At 45.6% G+C, this 17,402-nt stretch carries 16 protein-coding genes and 2 pseudogenes; 11 read left to right on the top strand and 7 right to left on the bottom strand.

Annotation, left to right across the window (positions count from 1 at the left end):
• Positions 1–63 precede the first annotated feature (63 nt).
• Positions 64–873, top strand: a complete 810-nt coding sequence (locus tag H5336_RS09020) for a hypothetical protein (RefSeq protein WP_185233441.1) — start codon at positions 64–66, stop codon at positions 871–873.
• Between the two features lie 15 nt (positions 874–888).
• Positions 889–1,362: pseudogene (locus H5336_RS09015) on the top strand (GGDEF domain-containing protein); the annotation flags it as partial.
• 33 nt (positions 1,363–1,395) lie between these two features.
• On the opposite strand, the gene H5336_RS09010 reads toward H5336_RS09015, so the two are convergent.
• Together H5336_RS09010 and H5336_RS09005 are read right to left on the bottom strand one after the other, a co-directional pair.
• Positions 1,396–2,403, bottom strand: coding sequence for a Gfo/Idh/MocA family protein (locus H5336_RS09010; protein ID WP_185233439.1), 1,008 nt, complete (start codon positions 2,401–2,403; stop codon positions 1,396–1,398).
• Positions 2,404–2,471: 68 nt separating this feature from the next.
• Positions 2,472–4,115 carry a pectate lyase gene (locus H5336_RS09005; RefSeq protein ID WP_221628012.1) on the bottom strand — a complete coding sequence of 548 codons (1,644 nt, stop codon included), beginning with the start codon at positions 4,113–4,115 and terminating at the stop codon, positions 2,472–2,474.
• 645 nt (positions 4,116–4,760) lie between these two features.
• Here H5336_RS09005 and rsgA point away from each other — a divergent pair.
• Positions 4,761–5,801 (top strand): ribosome small subunit-dependent GTPase A, encoded by a 1,041-nt coding sequence (gene rsgA / locus H5336_RS09000; RefSeq protein ID WP_185233438.1) that lies wholly within the window; start codon positions 4,761–4,763, stop codon positions 5,799–5,801.
• 275 nt (positions 5,802–6,076) lie between these two features.
• Here rsgA and H5336_RS08995 read toward each other — a convergent pair whose 3' ends face one another.
• The 3 genes from H5336_RS08995 to H5336_RS08985 all read right to left on the bottom strand — a co-directional run bounded on the left by H5336_RS08995 (position 6,077) and on the right by H5336_RS08985 (position 7,988).
• Positions 6,077–6,643 (bottom strand): pesticin C-terminus-like muramidase, encoded by a 567-nt coding sequence (locus tag H5336_RS08995; protein WP_185233437.1) that lies wholly within the window; start codon positions 6,641–6,643, stop codon positions 6,077–6,079.
• Between the two features lie 267 nt (positions 6,644–6,910).
• The gene (locus H5336_RS08990; RefSeq protein ID WP_185233436.1) at positions 6,911–7,081 is read right to left on the bottom strand and encodes a hypothetical protein; all 171 of its coding nucleotides are present in this window, start codon (positions 7,079–7,081) and stop codon (positions 6,911–6,913) included.
• A 19-nt stretch (positions 7,082–7,100) separates the two neighbouring features.
• On the bottom strand, positions 7,101–7,988 hold the full coding sequence (locus H5336_RS08985; protein WP_185233435.1) for a VOC family protein: 888 nt from the start codon (positions 7,986–7,988) through the stop codon (positions 7,101–7,103).
• Positions 7,989–8,376: 388 nt separating this feature from the next.
• Here H5336_RS08985 and H5336_RS08975 point away from each other — a divergent pair.
• Positions 8,377–9,315 (top strand): annotated as a pseudogene (locus H5336_RS08975) (M28 family peptidase).
• Positions 9,316–9,454: 139 nt separating this feature from the next.
• On the top strand, positions 9,455–9,931 hold the full coding sequence (locus tag H5336_RS08970) for a GNAT family N-acetyltransferase (RefSeq protein WP_185233433.1): 477 nt from the start codon (positions 9,455–9,457) through the stop codon (positions 9,929–9,931).
• 89 nt (positions 9,932–10,020) lie between these two features.
• Here the strand turns inward: H5336_RS08970 and H5336_RS08965 are convergent, their stop codons facing one another.
• Positions 10,021–10,911 carry a pseudouridine synthase gene (locus H5336_RS08965; protein ID WP_185233429.1) on the bottom strand — a complete coding sequence of 297 codons (891 nt, stop codon included), beginning with the start codon at positions 10,909–10,911 and terminating at the stop codon, positions 10,021–10,023.
• Between the two features lie 361 nt (positions 10,912–11,272).
• Positions 11,273–12,124: a metallophosphoesterase family protein gene (locus H5336_RS08960; RefSeq protein WP_185233427.1), complete on the bottom strand. Its 852-nt coding sequence runs from the start codon at positions 12,122–12,124 to the stop codon at positions 11,273–11,275.
• Positions 12,125–12,764: 640 nt separating this feature from the next.
• On the opposite strand from H5336_RS08960, the gene rhlP reads away from it, so the two are divergent.
• The 6 genes from rhlP (at position 12,765) to H5336_RS08930 (ending at position 16,761) form a co-directional block, all read left to right on the top strand.
• Positions 12,765–13,700: a rhombotarget lipoprotein gene (rhlP, locus tag H5336_RS08955; RefSeq protein ID WP_185233425.1), complete on the top strand. Its 936-nt coding sequence runs from the start codon at positions 12,765–12,767 to the stop codon at positions 13,698–13,700.
• 1 nt (position 13,701) lies between these two features.
• Positions 13,702–14,196 (top strand): lactoylglutathione lyase family protein, encoded by a 495-nt coding sequence (locus tag H5336_RS08950; protein ID WP_185233423.1) that lies wholly within the window; start codon positions 13,702–13,704, stop codon positions 14,194–14,196.
• A 92-nt stretch (positions 14,197–14,288) separates the two neighbouring features.
• Positions 14,289–14,489, top strand: coding sequence for a DUF1289 domain-containing protein (locus H5336_RS08945; RefSeq protein ID WP_185233420.1), 201 nt, complete (start codon positions 14,289–14,291; stop codon positions 14,487–14,489).
• A gap of 57 nt (positions 14,490–14,546) precedes the next feature.
• Entirely contained in the window at positions 14,547–14,804 is a 258-nt protein-coding gene (locus H5336_RS08940; protein ID WP_185233418.1) for a hypothetical protein, read from the top strand.
• Positions 14,805–14,873: 69 nt separating this feature from the next.
• On the top strand, positions 14,874–15,578 hold the full coding sequence (locus H5336_RS08935) for a cellulase family glycosylhydrolase (protein ID WP_185233416.1): 705 nt from the start codon (positions 14,874–14,876) through the stop codon (positions 15,576–15,578).
• A gap of 751 nt (positions 15,579–16,329) precedes the next feature.
• Positions 16,330–16,761: a hypothetical protein gene (locus H5336_RS08930; RefSeq protein ID WP_185233414.1), complete on the top strand. Its 432-nt coding sequence runs from the start codon at positions 16,330–16,332 to the stop codon at positions 16,759–16,761.
• Positions 16,762–17,402 lie beyond the last annotated feature (641 nt).

Genomic DNA, 17,402 nt, shown 5'->3' with positions numbered 1-17,402 from the left:
GCTGGCCGCAGAATCGAGAAGCTCATCCATACTTCCTTTGTATTGCCCTTAGGGAAGGTAAATTTGGCCAAGCAACGCTATACAAAATCCAACCTATATAATGCCCTGCGCTTGGGGGCGGGTTTGTTGACGGTTGTGGCCATGGTCGTTAACCAGTATTTGCCCGACAAAACCCTTATCGTTCACCCCAGTGAGGTTGTTGATCACTCCATTTATTGGGACAGCAAAGAGGGTGAAGAGCCTTCGGCAGCATGGGTGGATGAAAAGCAGGACCATTGGCGCTGCTCCTTTCTGGACCACCATGATTTTTCGTGTGGTTACTCTCTCAGCTTTAATCCTGACTACAGAAAGGGCGTAGACCTTTCGCAGTTCTCCGGGTTTAAAATTAAGCTGCAGTACAAAGGCGATGCACAGCGCATTCGAATATTTATGCGCAATTACGACAGCGTTATTGACCGGGGCGACCCGTTACAGTCGGCGAAATTTCAGTCTACGGTTATTCGTATTTCGGATTTACAAACCGAGACATTTGTAAAGCTCAGTGAGTTCAGCGTTGCTGAATGGTGGGTGCGGGCCTACGATGTGCCACGAGAGCATGCCGCGCCGCAGCGCGATAATGTTATTACCTTTGGGTTTGATTTTCTTACCGCTGGTGAGCATGAGATAAAAGTAGAAAAAATTGAATTTTCTGGAAAATGGATTTCCTCTGAAATATTTTATATGAGTATCCTTGGGGTATGGATGGTGCTCATTATTTGGGAGGGCTTAAGTCGCTTTTATATAATTTATCGTGAATCTTATAGAAGTAAAAAGCAGATAATTGAGTTGCAAGCTAGCTATAAACAGCTTGAGGTTGAAAAGCGCGAGTTTTAACAATTATCTACTACAGATGTGCTAACCGGTATAACGAACCGTGCGGGCATTATTCAAATTATTGAGCGTTTATTTAGTAGTGATTTCGACCGGAATAAAATTGGTTTTATGATGCTCGACTTAGACCATTTTAAGCGTATTAACGATACCCGTGGCCACGATGTCGGCGATCAGATACTTAAAGGTATTAGTAAAGTAATTTCGGGCTGTATTCGACAGTCAGATGTGTTTGGACGCTGGGGAGGAGAAGAATTTGTGATTCTTTGTGCTCAAGTAGAAGAAGAAAATTTTGTCGCGTTGGCGGAAAAGTTACGTAGTGCTGTACAAAAATTCGAATTCGAACTAGATGAAAGCCTGAACGTCAGTATTAGTGTTGGTGCAACGCTGTGTGGTGACAATGATAGTTTTGATGTTACCTATAAACGAGCCGACCTTGCTTTATACGAAGCAAAAAACAAGGGCAGAAACTGCGTGGTATTTAAGCGCTAAACCTTAGAGGTGAAAGGCTACATATGTATTCAATCAATTGCGCGGTTCAATAATTTTTTCTGTGCGCTGATTAGCCGCGTATATCGCCAGTATTAATTCTGTTGTTTTACGCGCGCTCTTACCACTGGCTATAGGTGTTCCGCCCGAGTTCACAACCGCTTCAAAGTTTTGCACAATCGCTTGATGTGCGCGAGTATCGGTAACGGCGGCGCTTGTGGCGCCGTCATGCTGGCTGCTGTACTGGGTATTCTGCGGGTTGGCAATGCCTTCTATGTGCCATTCAGTAATAAAATCGTCTATTAGCGTAATACTGCCTTTTTCTGTGTGAATCTCCATGCGTGCGCTGAAGCCGGGTTTGGCAACGGTTGACGCTACAACGCTGCCAATCATACCGTTACCATGTCTGAATAACGCCGCGCCGTGATCTTCGGCCTCCATTTTGTGGTTGAAGGTATCGAGCATACTGACCACGGTTTGGGGCACGCCGAAAAACCAGGCGTAGAGATCCAGATTGTGGCTTGCCTGCTGCATAAAAGGGCCTCCACCATCAATACTGTAGCCCCCGCGATAATCGCCGCTGTCGTAGTAAGCCTGTGGTCGATAAAACTTCGCCGCAAGGTCTACAGCAAAAACGCGACCGAAGGCATTTTGTTCCAGTAATGTCTTAATGGTTTGGTTGTCGGGCGCCGTGCGGTGTTGAAAGGCGACCGCTAATGTTACGCCGGCGTTATTGCAGGCCGCTATTGCCTTGTCGATGGCAGCCAGTGAAATATCCAAAGGTTTTTCCACTAATACATGTTTGCCAGTCGTCGCGGCAGCCAGTACGCCTTTGTGGTGTTCGCCATTGGGCGTGGCAACAATAACGGCATCGAACGCCGGTTCAACCCTATTAAGTTCAGACCAAACGGGCAACGCGCTATTCGCCGAGGGTGCGCGGCCACTGCGTGATATGCAGCCAACAACAGTACTGCTTTCTAGCGCGTTTATAGCATTGATGTAGGTATTGCTGATATTGCCAGAGCCAATAATGACGTAACGCATAAACTTTTCCGCACTTAATATTGAAATACTGTGAAATTAAAAAACCACCACTGACTAATAGTGGTGCATTAATGGGTGTCCTTCGCTTCGATTTCGGCCGCCTTATATTCGAGGAAAGCCGTTAAGAGTATGCCCATGTTGCGAATATAAACACCGGTTGAAATGCCCATTTGCGGTTTGTCTGTGTAATAGGGCGAGGTGTCATATTTATCGCCTACTCGCGTACCGCTGTAATCGCCAGCGGCGGGCGTGCGATCCCCCGGGCCAATATAGGGGTTACTGGTAGCCTTAAGGGGCGTGGGCCAATAATCATCGCTATTCAAATCGTTGATAATTTGCTGCGCGCTAGCCTTATACTGGGCAGATGAATTGCGACTGCGAGAATTTAAATCTGAGGCGCGGCTTTTAGCGAGCGTAAAATATCTAGGTAGTGAAACAACAGTGTCAGCCTTAAGTGGAGAATGTGCAATTAACGCCGTTTTTTCTTTCGCTAAAGCCGATTGATACCGGGCTTCGAGTGCGGGGATATCAAGTTCCCGTAGTGGACGGTTATGAATAAGCGGTCGTTGGGGGTTGTAGTCTACGTAGTATTTTCCATTTACACTGTTTGAACCATCCCGGTGAACATAGAGCGCGCGATCGGTTTCCAGTTCCACGGCTAGAGGGTAGCGCGGTCCCTCAGGTGTTTGGACGACAATGGATTTCAACCAGGCAATGGTTTCCGGTATGCGGGCGATAAATTTTGATTCACCGGTGAGTTCGTAGAAATAAATAAGTTGTTCCACGTTTTTGTACGTTAACGAAGCAGACAGCGACTTAGGTTCGTAAGTGCGAGCCGCCGCCGGTTGTAGGTCCAGAGAATACTGCATGGCCCAGCCGGGTTGTGGTGGCCCCAGATGTGTGACGAGAAAGGCGTTCATACCGCGCACCATGGAGTCCAGAACACGGGTATCGCCTGTAGATTGATAGTAAAACAGCAGAAAGTGAATATTGGCTGCCGCTACGTCGTCGTTGAAGGTAATGTAGTGGGAATAATCGGCAAGGCCGTGGCTGGAGAATTCACTTGTCGCTGGGTAGCGCTGAGGCCAGCCGCCAATGGGGTATTGACTGTTCAATACAAAGCTAATGGCCTTGTCGAGTGCCTTTTTTACTTTCGAATTACCTTTTTCCAAATACAGGCGCAGTAAAAATTCGGCGGCTTCAATAGTGGCGCCGTCGTCAAAGGTGGCATTACCATAGTAATGATGAAACTCTTCTAGCCGCCAGCCACTGGTACCAATGGTTTCGTACCAGCGTTCGATGGATTTCTCGCCGCCAAAGTCGATGAAATAATGCCAGCCACCACTTTTATGCTGGCCTGCCATAAGGGCGTTAGCCACTTTTAGTGCAGCGCGGTAATAATAGTTATCGTTGGTTGCATGGTAGGCATCCATAAATAGATGGCCCATGGAAGCGGTACCGGGTTTTTGCACCCAAATCATAGATTTGTGGGCTTCCATCTCACCCCAGCGACGAGAAAAGTCGGGTAAATAGGCCCACAGGTATCCACCTTTGTAGCTAACTTTTTCGACCAAGAATTGTGTTGCTTTTTTCATGGTGTGGGTAATGTCTTGTTGCTGCGTTAAGGCTGGTGAAGTGGCGGCGAAATTAGCAGAGGATAGAAGCAGTAGCGTAAAAAAAGCGAAACCGGCGGAATTCACTATTTTGAACATAAGTCTTAACTCGTGATGGGTGGAGGCTATCACTACGCTATTACCTAAAGAGGCCTGGTGATGAGTCAATTATTAGAGGTGTCATATAAGCACTATCGATTATAGCCCGGTTATAGGCAATCGTTTTGAAATATGTAGCTGTCTGGTTATGCAAGACTAATGCGCTCCTGGGCAACGGCCTCGTTAGCCGAGTACTTTGCGACTGGTTTCCATTTTCATCTACTTTCTTATTAAAATTTCAGGTTTGGTGTAGGCCCTTTATGCCGATTTTTAGAGTAGGGTGGGGTGAGTAGGGTGGGGTGAGTAGGGTTAGCGTATGGCCGTTAACCAATCTGCCGTTAACGAATGCTCCATCGTTTCTAGAGCGTGCGGGTAGCCGCGCTAGCTATACTTGGGCATGCGCCCAACAGTAGTAAGTGCAAGAGCGGTTTTCTGATTGCCGGGAATCGCAAAAGCTGAATCTGCTTCACCAAACCACGAGCCTAGTATAAACTGGGCATTCTTTTTTAACTGGTTAGGAAATGCAACATGATTGTTACACCCCTAACCGGGCAACAGTTCTAGAACCCTAGACTCCTCAGCCCGGTATTCTTACCGGGGCAAATAGCCCCCATTCTAATTAATTCTTTTAATTAAGGGATTGCTATGTCAAATTTATATAGCCTAGTTAATTTAGGTTGGCAGCCATTTTTTCAGCAACAACTTTCTCTGCAAGAGTGGACCGACTTTACTCCTGCACGCATTATTGAACAGCATAAAACCGAAGTTGCCTTAGTAAACGAAGCCGAGAGTTTTACCCTAGGGTTACAGCATACAATGCCCGACATGGTTGTCGGTGACTGGCTGTTGCTAGATCAGCAAAAAAAGCTTGTGCGACTACTAGAAAGAAAAACTTGTTTTCAGAGAAAAGCAGCCGGCAGCAAAGTAGGTAAACAGCTTATTGCGGCTAATGTGGATACAGCGTTTATTGTGTGCTCTATGAACCATGACTTTAATTTGAATAGAATTGAGCGATTTTTGTCTCTGGCAAACGATGCCGGCGCGGAGCCCGTAATTCTTTTGAGTAAAAGTGATTTGGTCGAGACTCCCGAGCATTATATTGCCCAAGCTCAAAAGCTTGATAACCTACTGAATATTTTGGCGATTAATTGCCTGAGTCTTGAGAGTACGGCGAATCTTTTACCCTGGGTAAAGGAGGGTAATACGGTTGTCGTTCTGGGTTCCTCCGGTGTTGGTAAATCTACGCTGGTAAATGCGTTACTGGGTGAAAGCAAGCAAAGTACGGGGGGCACTAGAGCCGACGATGATAAAGGCCGTCATACCACAAGCCGCCGTTCACTTATTGGCTTGAGCGCGGGCGGTATGATTTTGGATACGCCGGGTATGCGAGAAGTCCAGCTCGCCAATTGCGAGCAGGGTATTTCAGCCACCTTTGCCGATATTGAACAGCTTGCGCAACAGTGCCGCTTTAAAGATTGCCAGCATCAAGGTGAACCGGGGTGCGCTGTTCAGCATGCGATTGCTCAAGAGCGGCTAGAGCAAAGACGATTGGATAACTATTTGAAGCTCCGCAGAGAAGAGATGCAAAATTCAGCGAGCCTTGCCGAAAAACGCGCAAAGGATAAAGCCCTAGGTAAGTTTTATAAGCGCACGATAACCGATACACGTAAATTAAAAAGTCGTTAAAAGGGTAGTGATTAGTGATTGTAGGGTCGGTTAGCCGGTGTTATGCACCTGCTTGCTGACCCGATCTTTCATGCTGGAAAGTATGGTGTTTCGTTTACACTATCAATGTGTAGTAAAGCTATTTTGCATTGCATCTGGCGCCAGCGCTGAATGTGGGTTTCAGGGCGTTCACGGTACCGCGGGTGTTGAAACGCCAACGGTAATAGGAGGGGTGTGCGGTAATAAACAGTAGTATTTGAGGCAGGCGGTTTTTGACCGCCTGCCTCGCTCCATTTTCAGTCTAGAATACTTTCCAAAAGAGCGGCTTCTTGGTTGCGCCGAGTAGGGAAGGTATCATCAAAACATTTCAAGCTATTAACTGTCTCATGCCAGTCTAGGGCGCACACGGCTTGCCAAAAAATAGGCGTGGCCGTTTCTAAATTAACCCCGTATTGAAAAGATACAGAGGCAATAACGGTTTGTGCTTGTGCTGGCAGGTCAAAGAACTTTGTCTTTTCGGTGTTATGGGTGCAGTTTTCGTATCGGTTAACTAATGCGTTAACGTGGGGCTTTTTCACTGCTCTATCAATGCTTTTTGCTTCGTCGGCGGTAATGATAAGCGGTTTTGCCTTTATCAACTCCGCCGCCTCCCGGCCCATTTTACCCAGGTAAGGTTGTAGTTTATTTACTAGGGCCACTGATAACCCTAGGGCTTTTAAATCGGTTTCTGTACGCGGCCCCAATTCAAAACCCGTGGCAATAGCCACGCCACAGTTAACGCCAGCGGCGGGAGGTACATAGCCCAGTGTTTTACTTCCGCCGTCTAAAACGCTAAGAAATTTATAATCAATATTGTCTGGCATAGCTGCCCTTACTATGTGTAATGAAGTAAACGGTTTTTTGGCGGTTTCTCGGTGCAATGTAAGCTAAAAGCGCGGGAGATAAGCCATTCAGTTATAAGCCACTTTATAGCAAACAAAATGCCGTATGTCGCTAACGTGATGCGTGTAATTAAAGTTGAGGGGGCGCATGGGCAAAATAGAGGAGGCAGTGTTTTAAGGGGCGCTGAAGAGCTGGGGGATGATCACGCGATCTTCGCCTTTGCTCAGGCCCCTTTGTTGCAATTTCGGCTAGCGAATTCTGCCAGAAACGGAAACATTTACGCGCATGTTGGAGTGGCTAGTATTGTACCCACCCCAAGAGCTGCCAACACTAACACCACCATATACAGCGGTGTTGTCGCAGCCAGTAAGAACCAAGCAGCTTCCTATAAGAATCAAAGTAACAAATCGTTTTAGCATGTTGTATCGTCCTTCTTCATTATCGTTCCCAGGTTTGAATAACAAAACCAGCACCATCCGGGTCCCGGATAATAGCGATTTGCCCGCCGATTGAATTTTCTTGCACATCCAGCAGTACTTCACCGCCCAAGCCCTCTACTTTCGCGACAATGCTGGCTGGGTCTTCAACGCGTATAAATGTGGCCCAGGTAGTATCAAGACCGGCTATAGGGTTGCTTATTACCGCTGCACGGGGTTTGTCGGCGCTGGTAAAGTAGTGGTAAATCTCGTCTTCTTTAAGTGGGGCACTTTCAGAATTGTAGCCGAACAGCTGCTGGTAAAAGTGCGTTGCTTGCTCGGTATCGCTGGTCCACAACTCATCCCACAGAAATTCGCCTACGGCAGGCTTTCGCTCAGCCGGGTCGCCAAGTTTGGTTTGCAATAGCCCAAACAAACCACCTTGTGGGTCAGCAACAACGGCCAATTTGCCTCGCTCGCCCACCGAGGTTGGCTTAGCGTGTACCGTACCGCCGCCTGTTTCAATTTGCCCTATAGCACTGTCGATATCGGCTGTTGAAAATACAGAAACCCACTGAACAAGGTTTACGTCTTTGCGCAGCTGGGTAGTGTCTACCATACCCGCAATGGGGCGACCCTGATGAAGTATAAGAGAATAGCTTCCCGATTGGCCGCTAGCGCCAAATAGCCCAACCTCTTTAAACTCCCAGCCGAACAGAGCGCCATAAAATTTCTGAGCGGCTTCCTTGTCTCGCACTAAGAGGTCATGCCAAATAACACGGCCTTCATCGTGTATGCCGGTATTTTCCTGGCTAATGGCGGGCAGTGAAATCGGTACATTACTACAAGCGCTTAACGCCAGTAGAAATGTAAATAAGGCCAAACCAAAGGTACTTTTTAAGAGCTTCACAAAATCATTCCCTATCAAGCTAATGTGTGCCGGGATTATGTCATCTTAACTCTCGGTTGTCCGTGATTTTTTGCGCCGTAGTTGTGTCTATGGTTGCTCGGTAAGCACCGATATTTATGGCCGAGAGTCGTGTTGGCGCCCTGCATGGCGATCGAATTCGGCAAGGGCTAATGGCTGAAATCAGCCTTGCGGGCACTCGTATAGTTACCTAACAGTGCATTCAAAAAGTGTGAATAGTAACAACAATGGTGTAAGTTTACAGAACATAGGTTGGTACCTCTAAGCATACAAGTGGGAGTAAAATTATTTGAAAAATAGCCAGAATATTACCGTTAGTGTTTGCCGGGCAAATGTATATTCGGCCAATATTCGCAGGGCAATTACAGCCATGGTGTTGGTATCTCTCCTGGCATGTACAAGCCCGCCTCCTGAGCCGCAACCTACCGATGGCTTAGACCAAGCCTACCTAAAGGATATTGTTGGCGTGCTCAGCGAGGATATTGGCCCGCGAAATTTCCGTTACCTAGAAAACCTCAATAAAACCAAAATGTATATTGCAGAGCAATTTAAAGACATGGGGTATACCCCCGTATTTCAAAAATATACGGTAAGAGGAAGAGTGTTTGCCAATGTGGTTATATCACTAGGGCCAAGTGATGCACCTTTGCTGGTAGTAGGCGCACATTACGATACCTACAATGACACGCCGGGTGCCGACGATAACGCCAGCGGCATAGCCGGTTTATTGTTATTGGCGCGAAAGCTAAAAAGCGTCTAGCATACGCTAAAAAAACGCATTGAACTGGTCGCTTATACGCTGGAAGAACCGCCTTTTTTTCGCAGTACCGAAATGGGCAGTTTCATTCATGCCGCGAATCTGCATAAATCTAATGCCAACGTAATTGGCATGATATGCCTAGAAATGATCGGCTATTTTTCAGAAAAGCAAGGGACGCAAAGTTACCCATTGGGTTTTATGAAGTTGGTATACCCAAGCGAAGGCGATTTTATTGGTGTAGTCAGTAATTTTGGCAGTGGTAATTTAAAGTCGGTCGTAAAGCGTGGAATGGAGAAAGCTGGAATTCCTGTCGAAACACTATCAGCCCCAAAAAGCGTGGCTGGAGTAGATTTTTCTGACCACTTAAACTACTGGCAATTCGACTACAAAGCCGTAATGGTTAGTGACACATCGTTCTATAGGAATCCACATTACCATGAATTGACGGACACAATAGACTCACTGGATTTTACGGCTATGGCCAGGGTGGTTGAGGGTGTATTTGTTGCGGCACTGGAGCTTGCGGATGGTGAATTTATCCGAAACTAGGCGAACAGAGATACCGGGTTGCGATTTTCAGTACCGTCATAATGTTGGGTATCCAAGTAAAACAAACAATAGAACTTTTGACAAACGTATTACTATCACAGCAGCTCGGCTGCGGGGGCGTTAGCCGGTATGGAGACCTATGCAATCAAAACTAAAAAATATGACAGATAGTGTATTTTCGGAATATTTGAAAACAGCTATTCCAAATTATGCCCATGATAATATTGAGTCTGGACGATGGGCTGAAAAAGGCGCGATTGAGCGGTCTAGTAAAGATCATAAGCGCTTACTTCCGCAAGGCACTAAAACCGATAACAATTATTTATTCGAGATTATTTCGAAAAATAGAGATTGTTCCGTGGGTATTCTTTGGGTTGCCGTTGAGGAAAACTATGGTATTAAAACGGCATTTATATATGACATTGAGGTAAAGAAGGCGTATCGCAGAAAAGGTTACGCTCGAAGTGCGCTTATTGAGCTGGAGCGTTTTGCGAATGATCTAAACATACACAATATTGGCCTCCACGTTTTTCGCCAAAATAGATCAGCACAGGCTCTGTATAATTCATTGGGCTACAATGTTGTAAGTACCAATATGGTAAAGTCAATTGCCTAATAGAAGCATACAAATGGAGCCGTAGCCTGTTTATACGGAATTACTGCCTAGCGCATTCGCAAACCAATGAGCGCTATGGCTTTTATTACTTATAACAGCAATAAATTGCTGTTATAAGTAAAGCACCTTGGTTGCTGTGTCACGGGGTCAATAAACCGCAGTTCCTTTGCTAGTAACTGCAATGGTGATGCATAGTCATCTGCGGAAAGAGGCTGTAATTGAGGGTAGTATTTGTCATTCAGTATGGGCCAGCCCAGTGACTGCATGTGAACGCGTAATTGATGGGTTTTGCCTGTAATGGGGTTTAGTTCAAATAAAGCCGCCTGAGTAGATTGCTGCAAGCATCGAATTAAAGAGTGGCTATTCGCTTTGCCCTCGGTTACTTGCATGCGAAAGCGTGGTTCGGCCGGTACGATACGATTTTTAACTTCCCACGCCTGACCGATAAGCTTTTCATCGCCACTAATGGTGGCAATGGCCTGGTAGGTTTTGTGTATTGTTCGTTTTTCGAATAACTGATGGTAACGATGGCGGCTATCAGGGTTAACCGAGAACATAACCAAACCGGCTGTAACTCTATCTAGGCGATGCAAGGCTTGCAAGCGCTCAATGCCGGTGCTGCGCCGTAAGCGATTTTGTAAGCATTCATTCACATAAATCCCACCAGGCGTTACGGCTAGAAAGTGGGGCTTATAGGCTACTAAAATATGTTCGTCCTGAAATAAAATGGCTTCCTTAAAGGGAATACTTGGCTCGGTTTCAACTTCCCTGTAATAGTAAACCCGTTGCTGCGCTTGAAAGGCTGACTGTGTTGTAATCGGTGAGCCATCGTGCCAGTGCACCTTACCGTCGGCGATTCGCTGCCGCCAAATTTCAGCGTCAACATAGGGGAACTTATAGATAAGATATTCCAGCACAGTAGCGAAGCCGGGGTTAGCCTGGGGTAAACTCAGCTTTGAGGGGTATTTAGAAATTGCCATTGAGTGGTCCAAATTTTTGGCTTTAGTATAAGCTTAATAGCACCAACCTTTGGCGGGTATTCATTAATGGTACATTCACAATTTTAAACGGTGTTTAAAAAAGGTGAACTTAAAGTTTTCAATCGGGCTGACAATAAGTAGAGTATCACCGGAACAATGGTTGTTGAATACGCATCCAAAAAATCAACTCACTTTAGGGTAACGCATTTGGAAGCGTATCCAGTTAAGAAAAGTCGAATCAGTGATGGCATTCTTCCGCCTAGCTATACAGGAATAGAGGCTGGCGAGTAGCCATGCCAGGCAAGAAGAAAAACTGGCTGATTGAATAGGCGGGGTGTTCTGGCGGGGGCTTGTCCAATACCTACTGAGCCAAAATTATTTCTTCTTTAAATGTCAGGCATTCATTTTCGATAATGGCTCTAACGATATGGATTTCCATTGCTTTAGTGCCAAAGTTTTTATAATACAGAAACATATTGGTATCGTTGGGGGTATTGCCACTTGAAAGTGATCCATTCTTATACTGAGTGAATGAATGATTGTGATACAGATCAGTTGATCGCATTATTGAAAGCTGATGCGTATGGCCACAAAAAACATGTTCTATATTATTCTCTCTTACGAATTCAACAACTATCCTTGAATTAAAAAGAGGGTCTGAATCTGTATCGAGTATGGAGTGGTGATTTAGCAGAATTATTTTGTCGTAACGGGCTTTTCCAATTGCATGCGTAAGTGTTCTCAGCATTTCGGTATCGACAAAACCTTTGTCTTCATAGAGCGTGTTGGTGTCGAGGCATACGAATAGAACGGACTCGCCACTAATTGTAACTTTTTTTAAAAAGTTGATGTCGGTAAAATGCTCTTTTATGCCATTGATGTTTGCATCAATAAAAATACTCTTCTTTTTGCAGTTGTCGCGATCCAATGGATGAATGACATCTACATCGTCGATATACTGCCGAAAATAGCCAGCACTACGCATATTGCGTTTGTCATGATTTCCGGGAATCGAAACAATGTGTTGGCACTCAATAGACCTCAAAAAATCTCCAGCGGCTTGAAATTCATTTTCCAGAGCATCCGTTGTATTGTCACCGGTATTGATTACAATATCGGCGGCATAACTATTCAATCGCTCTAGCAGCAATTCACTTTTTCCAATCCAGTGACGAGGGCCAAAATGCATATCTGAGATGTGGAGTATATTCATTTCGTTTCGCGTAAAGCCTTTTTCCTGAGCGGGTAATTTGTGACCTATAAGCTACATTGAGGCCTATGATCTTTGGGTCTGATGCCCATTGAGCATGGCAGCCATTGCACCTGGCAATTAAGTGAATCTGCCAAAAAGCGAGCTGGGCGAGCATCACCACAACCACCATCAATAGGTGTAGAGTATGCCATAGTTATTGTGACAATAGCGCGACCGGCAATACTTCGGGTATTTTACCTGCGGTGGGTAGAAATTGGCCCACAGGTGCTCTATAGCCGCCGTTATACGGCGATGCCCTTTGGGGTCATCTTCATAGGTCCCCCATAGTGCATCAAACCGCTGTGTTGCGCCCAACGGAATTGCGCTAAATTGACGGGGCACTCAAAAGAAAGGGATGTTCAGCCGAGCAATGCCGAAATAAGCCAATGAATCAATCCTTTGTATAACCCGGCTGAAGCACGCATTGTGAATACGAGGCCCATCTGCCGGTTGCTATGTGAATGTCGAGGTTGGCTTGTGTTTGGGGGTAGGCCCCTTAGTACGGCATTTTGGCTTCCGCGTTGGGCTTTCCCTGTTGTACCGTCAGGCCTAGCGCTATTTATTCTACAAGTGTTTTGAAAACCAACGGACGAGGTAAGGTATGAATACTACTAATTTGCTAAAGCCCAGTGGCTTAATGTTTGCTCTGATCATGCTGTGCATTACCGGCTGCGCGGGTAATCGAGTTAATACCAAGAGCAGTGTGATGGAGTATCTGTACCCGAACTCAGGGGACACATTCGTAACGCCCTCTACACCCCACTTAAAGCTACCTTTACGTGTTGGCGTTGCGTTCGTGCCGGTTAGCCGCGAAAGTTCCAGTGCTCATAACGTCTGGACCGGTAGCACCTACTCGGGGTCTATTTCCGAAGCGAAAAAGAGCGAGATACTCGAAGACGTATCTAAAAACTTTAGAGGGTTAGAGTTCGTTAGCGGTATAGAGGTTATACCAACCGCCTACTTAACACCGGGTGGTAGCTTCACCAATCTAGATCAAATTAAAACTATGTATGGCATAGATGTAATTGCGCTTGTCTCCTATGATCAAGTGCAGTTTACTGATGAGGGTGTATTGTCGCTCAGTTACTGGACTATTATTGGCGCCTACGTTGTATCCGGTGAAAAAAATGACACCAGCACATTAATGGATACCGTGGTGTACGATATCTCCAGCAAAAAAATGCTTTTTAGAGCCCCAGGAACAAGTAACATAACAGGCAATTCTACGCCTATTAATTTAAGCGAGGAGCTTAGAGCCGATAGCATTCAAGGGTTTGAGCAAGCCGCGGCAAATATGGCGGTCAACTTAAAAAGCCAGCTGTCAATATTCAGAGAAAGAATTAAAAGTAATCCAGGCGAGGTGGAAGTTAGTCACCGCGAAGGCTATACCGGCGGTGGCGGTGCTGTTAGTACGTTGGGTATTATACTTTTAATGTTTCTATCGCTTATTCATTCGTTAAAAACACGCAACAAAAAAATCCACGGGCGCAAAAACACCGCAGCTAATGTGGGCGTTAACGCTACCAAGAGGAATTGACATGAGCACATACCCTAGAACCTTCTCACACATTGGTATTTCAGTGCCAAACGTAGAGAAAGCGGCCAAGTTTTACAGCGATGTAATGGGTTGGTATCACATAATGGAACCCACGGTTATAACCGAAGAGGCCAACACGCCCATTGGCCAAATGTGTATTGATGTTTTTGGTAAGGGCTGGGGCTCGTTTAAAATTGCCCACATGTCCACCGGCGACAAAATAGGCGTTGAAATGTTCGAATTTAAAAACAATGAAACGCCGAAAGATTTTGAATACTGGAAGACAAGCACCTTTCACTTCTGTGTTCAGGACCCAGACATTGAAGGGCTAGTAGCGAAAATTGTGGCGCACGGCGGTAAGCAGCGAATGCCCATTCGCGAATATTACCCAGGCGAGAAACCCTACAAAATGTGCTACGTAGAAGACCCGTTCGGTCTAATATTTGAAGTCTATTCACATAGCTACGAATTGACGTATTCACAGGGTGCCTACTAAATCGTTTGCCCGTTAAACCAGCCGCGCGATTCACGGCCAAAAGCCTAAGTGCGCGCCCCCGTTTAGCGTAACTAATACACTACGCGTAAAAAATGCCTAAAAACGAAGTAAATAGTACCGAAAATGTTCAATCGCCCTGCATTAAAAATTGCTGTTTAGATAGCGACGAAGTGTGTTTGGGTTGTAAAAGAACCCTCGCCGAAATTGTTGAGTGGAGTGCGTGTAATAATAACGAAAAGAACGAAATATTGCATCGGTGTGAGCTACGAAAGCTCAGTAACGGGCGAACGTGAATCGCTAGAATAATAGGCCTTTAACGCTATAAGCTGTGGTCTACTAGAGGTGCCCATATGAAAATATCCAAAATTAAATTCTCAAAAGCTAGCGTTTCACTTCTCCTATGTATTCTTACGGCTTCTATTGTTTCCACACGGTTGGCCGCCGAAACCTTGAGGGATAAAAACGGTGAGGTTATGAGGGGTACGCGTATGGTTATAGGTAAGCCGTATCGACCCGGCTCCAGCACCCCAACCGTAGAGCGTACGATCGATTATGATCATTGGGTCGAGTTAAAATCGATGGGGTTTAATACAGTGCGGGTTGTTTGAGTAGACCCTTTTGTTAAGCGAGACCCAGATTGGACACCTAAGCCCGGAGCCTGGTGGGAGGTAGATGAAATGCTTCCCTATCTGGATTCAGCCGTAAAAAATGCCACAGAGTCGGGCATGAATATCATTATTAACTACCACAACGTGGGTGAGTATATTCATACGAAAGGCTTCGGCATGATGGCAGAGTTTTGGCAAAAAGTTGCCCCGAGGTACAAAGATAACTCCCTTGTTTACTTTGAGCTGAACAACGAACAAACATGGAATAGCGCCGACTACTTTAATAAAGCGTTTAAATCTACAATGCGGAGTGTTTACCAGCAGGTGCGTACTGCGGCCCCTAAACGCCACATTATAATGTTTTCCTTTAATTCAATGGGTCAGCCAATGAAGGCTATCGCTGACGACTATGCATGGGTTGATTGGGGCGTTACCTCAGTAGGCTTCCACTTCTATGGTTGGCAAACACAGAGCGAAGAAAGTGAGCTTGCAAACCTCAATGAACTCATTAATAGTGAATACACCACTATTTGTACGGAGTGGGGTTACAACTTAACAGAAGACTTTATGAAGCCCTATTACGGCTATCAAGTAAACGCCCAGGCTCTAGAGCAATTAAAGCAATCGTGGATTGATTGGCGAGACTGGAGCGAAATGGATCTTGCTGAAACACGTGACCTACTCATTCCTGATGCAAAATCAAAGGGGTACTGGTGGGCTGACGCTACAGTTTCGTCGTCTAGCCGTAACCTAAAAAGCGCTATACCTAAATAGGAATTACCCCCATAGGGGGTTAGTGGTATTGGTATGGAAGTTTTAAGTTTCAGCCTCAAGGGAAATATAGATGGGGCACACACAAATAGAGAATTCTGATTCCGTATTAATACCTGTGTCTCTCCGTGTGGTTTAGTTACGCTGGTTGACGGCGCTTGGCGCTATTCGGCCCGGACGGTTTTCCGTTTGCTGGCAAAATGCCCTACACTCATACCAACACTTGCCTCCCCAAAATGAGATGGTGGTTACAATAATAAGCCGTGATCTATACCTCATTGCGTGAGCGGTGTTATCCGTTACGGCAAGCTGGTTAGTATGCTTAAAAGCGCCTCCGGCGCAGCAATGTTTAATGTGGCGTAATAGTTACCGAAAACATTTCGCGTAAATCATTCTGATATAAATCTAACCAATAAATTTCGGTTCTAGCTATTTTTTTAACCCTCAATAGGGTACTTTTGACAAAAATAAAAAAGTAGAACTACATTCAATCGAAAATAATCAATCGAAAATTACAAACACTTCGGCGCTTGCTATTTATAGGTTAAAGCAGCTTGATGCTGTGTGAGTATCCTGCTGTAAATGATTTAGTTAGTTCGGCAGAATAAAGCTGTGTAATTCTTCCGCTGAAATACAATTTTTGCCGACTCTGGGATGAGCGGTTACACCGCAAGGGTGAGCTGTAGTTTATTTATTCTGCGGAGCATTAAGGAAGTCACTTCTAATACTAACCAAAACTGGGTATAACTAAAGAATGAAATATTTAAATATAGTACTGACCTTTGCGTTATTTTTGGCCTTGCCTTTATCGGCTTCTGCGGATAACTGCTCATGGACACATGCAAGCGTACCTTCTGGCGGGGCTGCAGCGAGAGTAGCCTACACCTGCGCTATTAACGGTACCGTTGCGGCAACTAAATCCGTTTCTACGCGTGCGGTTGGTTCCTCATACTGTTCTCTTTCACTCAGAAGCGGGTATTACAATTCAGGCACTTGCGATTCGCCAAATATCAGCACAGTTAATCTTTGCGTAAACTCGGGTTCAGTTTACGGCATTTTTTGGGCGAGCCAGTGGTCTAACCATGTCAATGCTATTGAATCGTTTTGCGGTACATGCGGATACAGCACTACTCCTATTTGGCAGCCCCAAGGTGGTGAGCCAAAGCTAGAGGTTACCTGTAGATAAGTTGTAGTTATTGGGGGCAACCCCGAATGCCACTTACTTAAGTTTTTGAGAGGCCATTTTTTATGGCCTTTTCTTTTGCCTACTCTTTTGATGATTACCGGGAACAAATACACGCCATAAACACGTGACGGCTGGCACTGCAAACAGCGGCGCGCCAGTACAGGCGGGTAGCTTTACAACGGCTAGCAGTAACACCAACACCGCCAAAGGCAAGCTAGACCCCATGGTGAAGTAGGGCGGGCTTGTCGTCTAAATCAAATAAAACTCAAACAGTGCGCCGTTAACGAATTCGGCGCCACTTCTTGCGGCTCTAAAGCTTCCTTCTTAACCTTATGGTAGCTATCATCAAAGCTAGCGAGCGTCCACTGTACGCCCGATTCACGCATCATGTTTAACACGTCGCGGTTTGTGGCGTTTGAGTTCTTCGATAACATCGTAAATGAGAATGCGTAATAAATCTTTGTTGCTGATGTTGGGGAAGTCTGATTTAACGGTTTTTTATTTTTTCTTGTAGGGTTTTTATGTGGGTGTTTCAATCCGTGAATACTGAGTTATCGAAGTTATAGTTATACAAAAGAAATAGCGCGTGATCAATAAGGTATTGATGTTGTACGGCCATATATGCGGGTGCAGATTGTAAT

It is taken from the genome of Teredinibacter franksiae (assembly GCF_014218805.1).
Taxonomy (GTDB): domain Bacteria; phylum Pseudomonadota; class Gammaproteobacteria; order Pseudomonadales; family Cellvibrionaceae; genus Teredinibacter; species Teredinibacter franksiae.
Note: the sequence above shows the minus strand (reverse complement) of the source record. Positions and strands in the feature narration are given on the sequence as shown.

Bases quoted from the DNA above. Each gene is read 5' to 3' on its own strand.
- H5336_RS09010 (WP_185233439.1), bottom strand. From the start codon at position 2,403: ATGCGTTACGTCATTATTGGCTCTGGCAATATCAGCAATACCTACATC.
- H5336_RS09005 (WP_221628012.1), bottom strand. From the start codon at position 4,115: ATGTTCAAAATAGTGAATTCCGCCGGTTTCGCTTTTTTTACGCTACTG.
- rsgA (WP_185233438.1), top strand. From the start codon at position 4,761: ATGTCAAATTTATATAGCCTAGTTAATTTAGGTTGGCAGCCATTTTTT.
- H5336_RS08995 (WP_185233437.1), bottom strand. From the start codon at position 6,643: ATGCCAGACAATATTGATTATAAATTTCTTAGCGTTTTAGACGGCGGA.
- H5336_RS08990 (WP_185233436.1), bottom strand. From the start codon at position 7,081: ATGCTAAAACGATTTGTTACTTTGATTCTTATAGGAAGCTGCTTGGTT.
- H5336_RS08970 (WP_185233433.1), top strand. From the start codon at position 9,455: ATGCAATCAAAACTAAAAAATATGACAGATAGTGTATTTTCGGAATAT.
- H5336_RS08965 (WP_185233429.1), bottom strand. From the start codon at position 10,911: ATGGCAATTTCTAAATACCCCTCAAAGCTGAGTTTACCCCAGGCTAAC.
- H5336_RS08960 (WP_185233427.1), bottom strand. From the start codon at position 12,124: ATGAATATACTCCACATCTCAGATATGCATTTTGGCCCTCGTCACTGG.
- rhlP (WP_185233425.1), top strand. From the start codon at position 12,765: ATGAATACTACTAATTTGCTAAAGCCCAGTGGCTTAATGTTTGCTCTG.
- H5336_RS08950 (WP_185233423.1), top strand. From the start codon at position 13,702: ATGAGCACATACCCTAGAACCTTCTCACACATTGGTATTTCAGTGCCA.
- H5336_RS08945 (WP_185233420.1), top strand. From the start codon at position 14,289: ATGCCTAAAAACGAAGTAAATAGTACCGAAAATGTTCAATCGCCCTGC.
- H5336_RS08940 (WP_185233418.1), top strand. From the start codon at position 14,547: ATGAAAATATCCAAAATTAAATTCTCAAAAGCTAGCGTTTCACTTCTC.
- H5336_RS08935 (WP_185233416.1), top strand. From the start codon at position 14,874: ATGCTTCCCTATCTGGATTCAGCCGTAAAAAATGCCACAGAGTCGGGC.
- H5336_RS08930 (WP_185233414.1), top strand. From the start codon at position 16,330: ATGAAATATTTAAATATAGTACTGACCTTTGCGTTATTTTTGGCCTTG.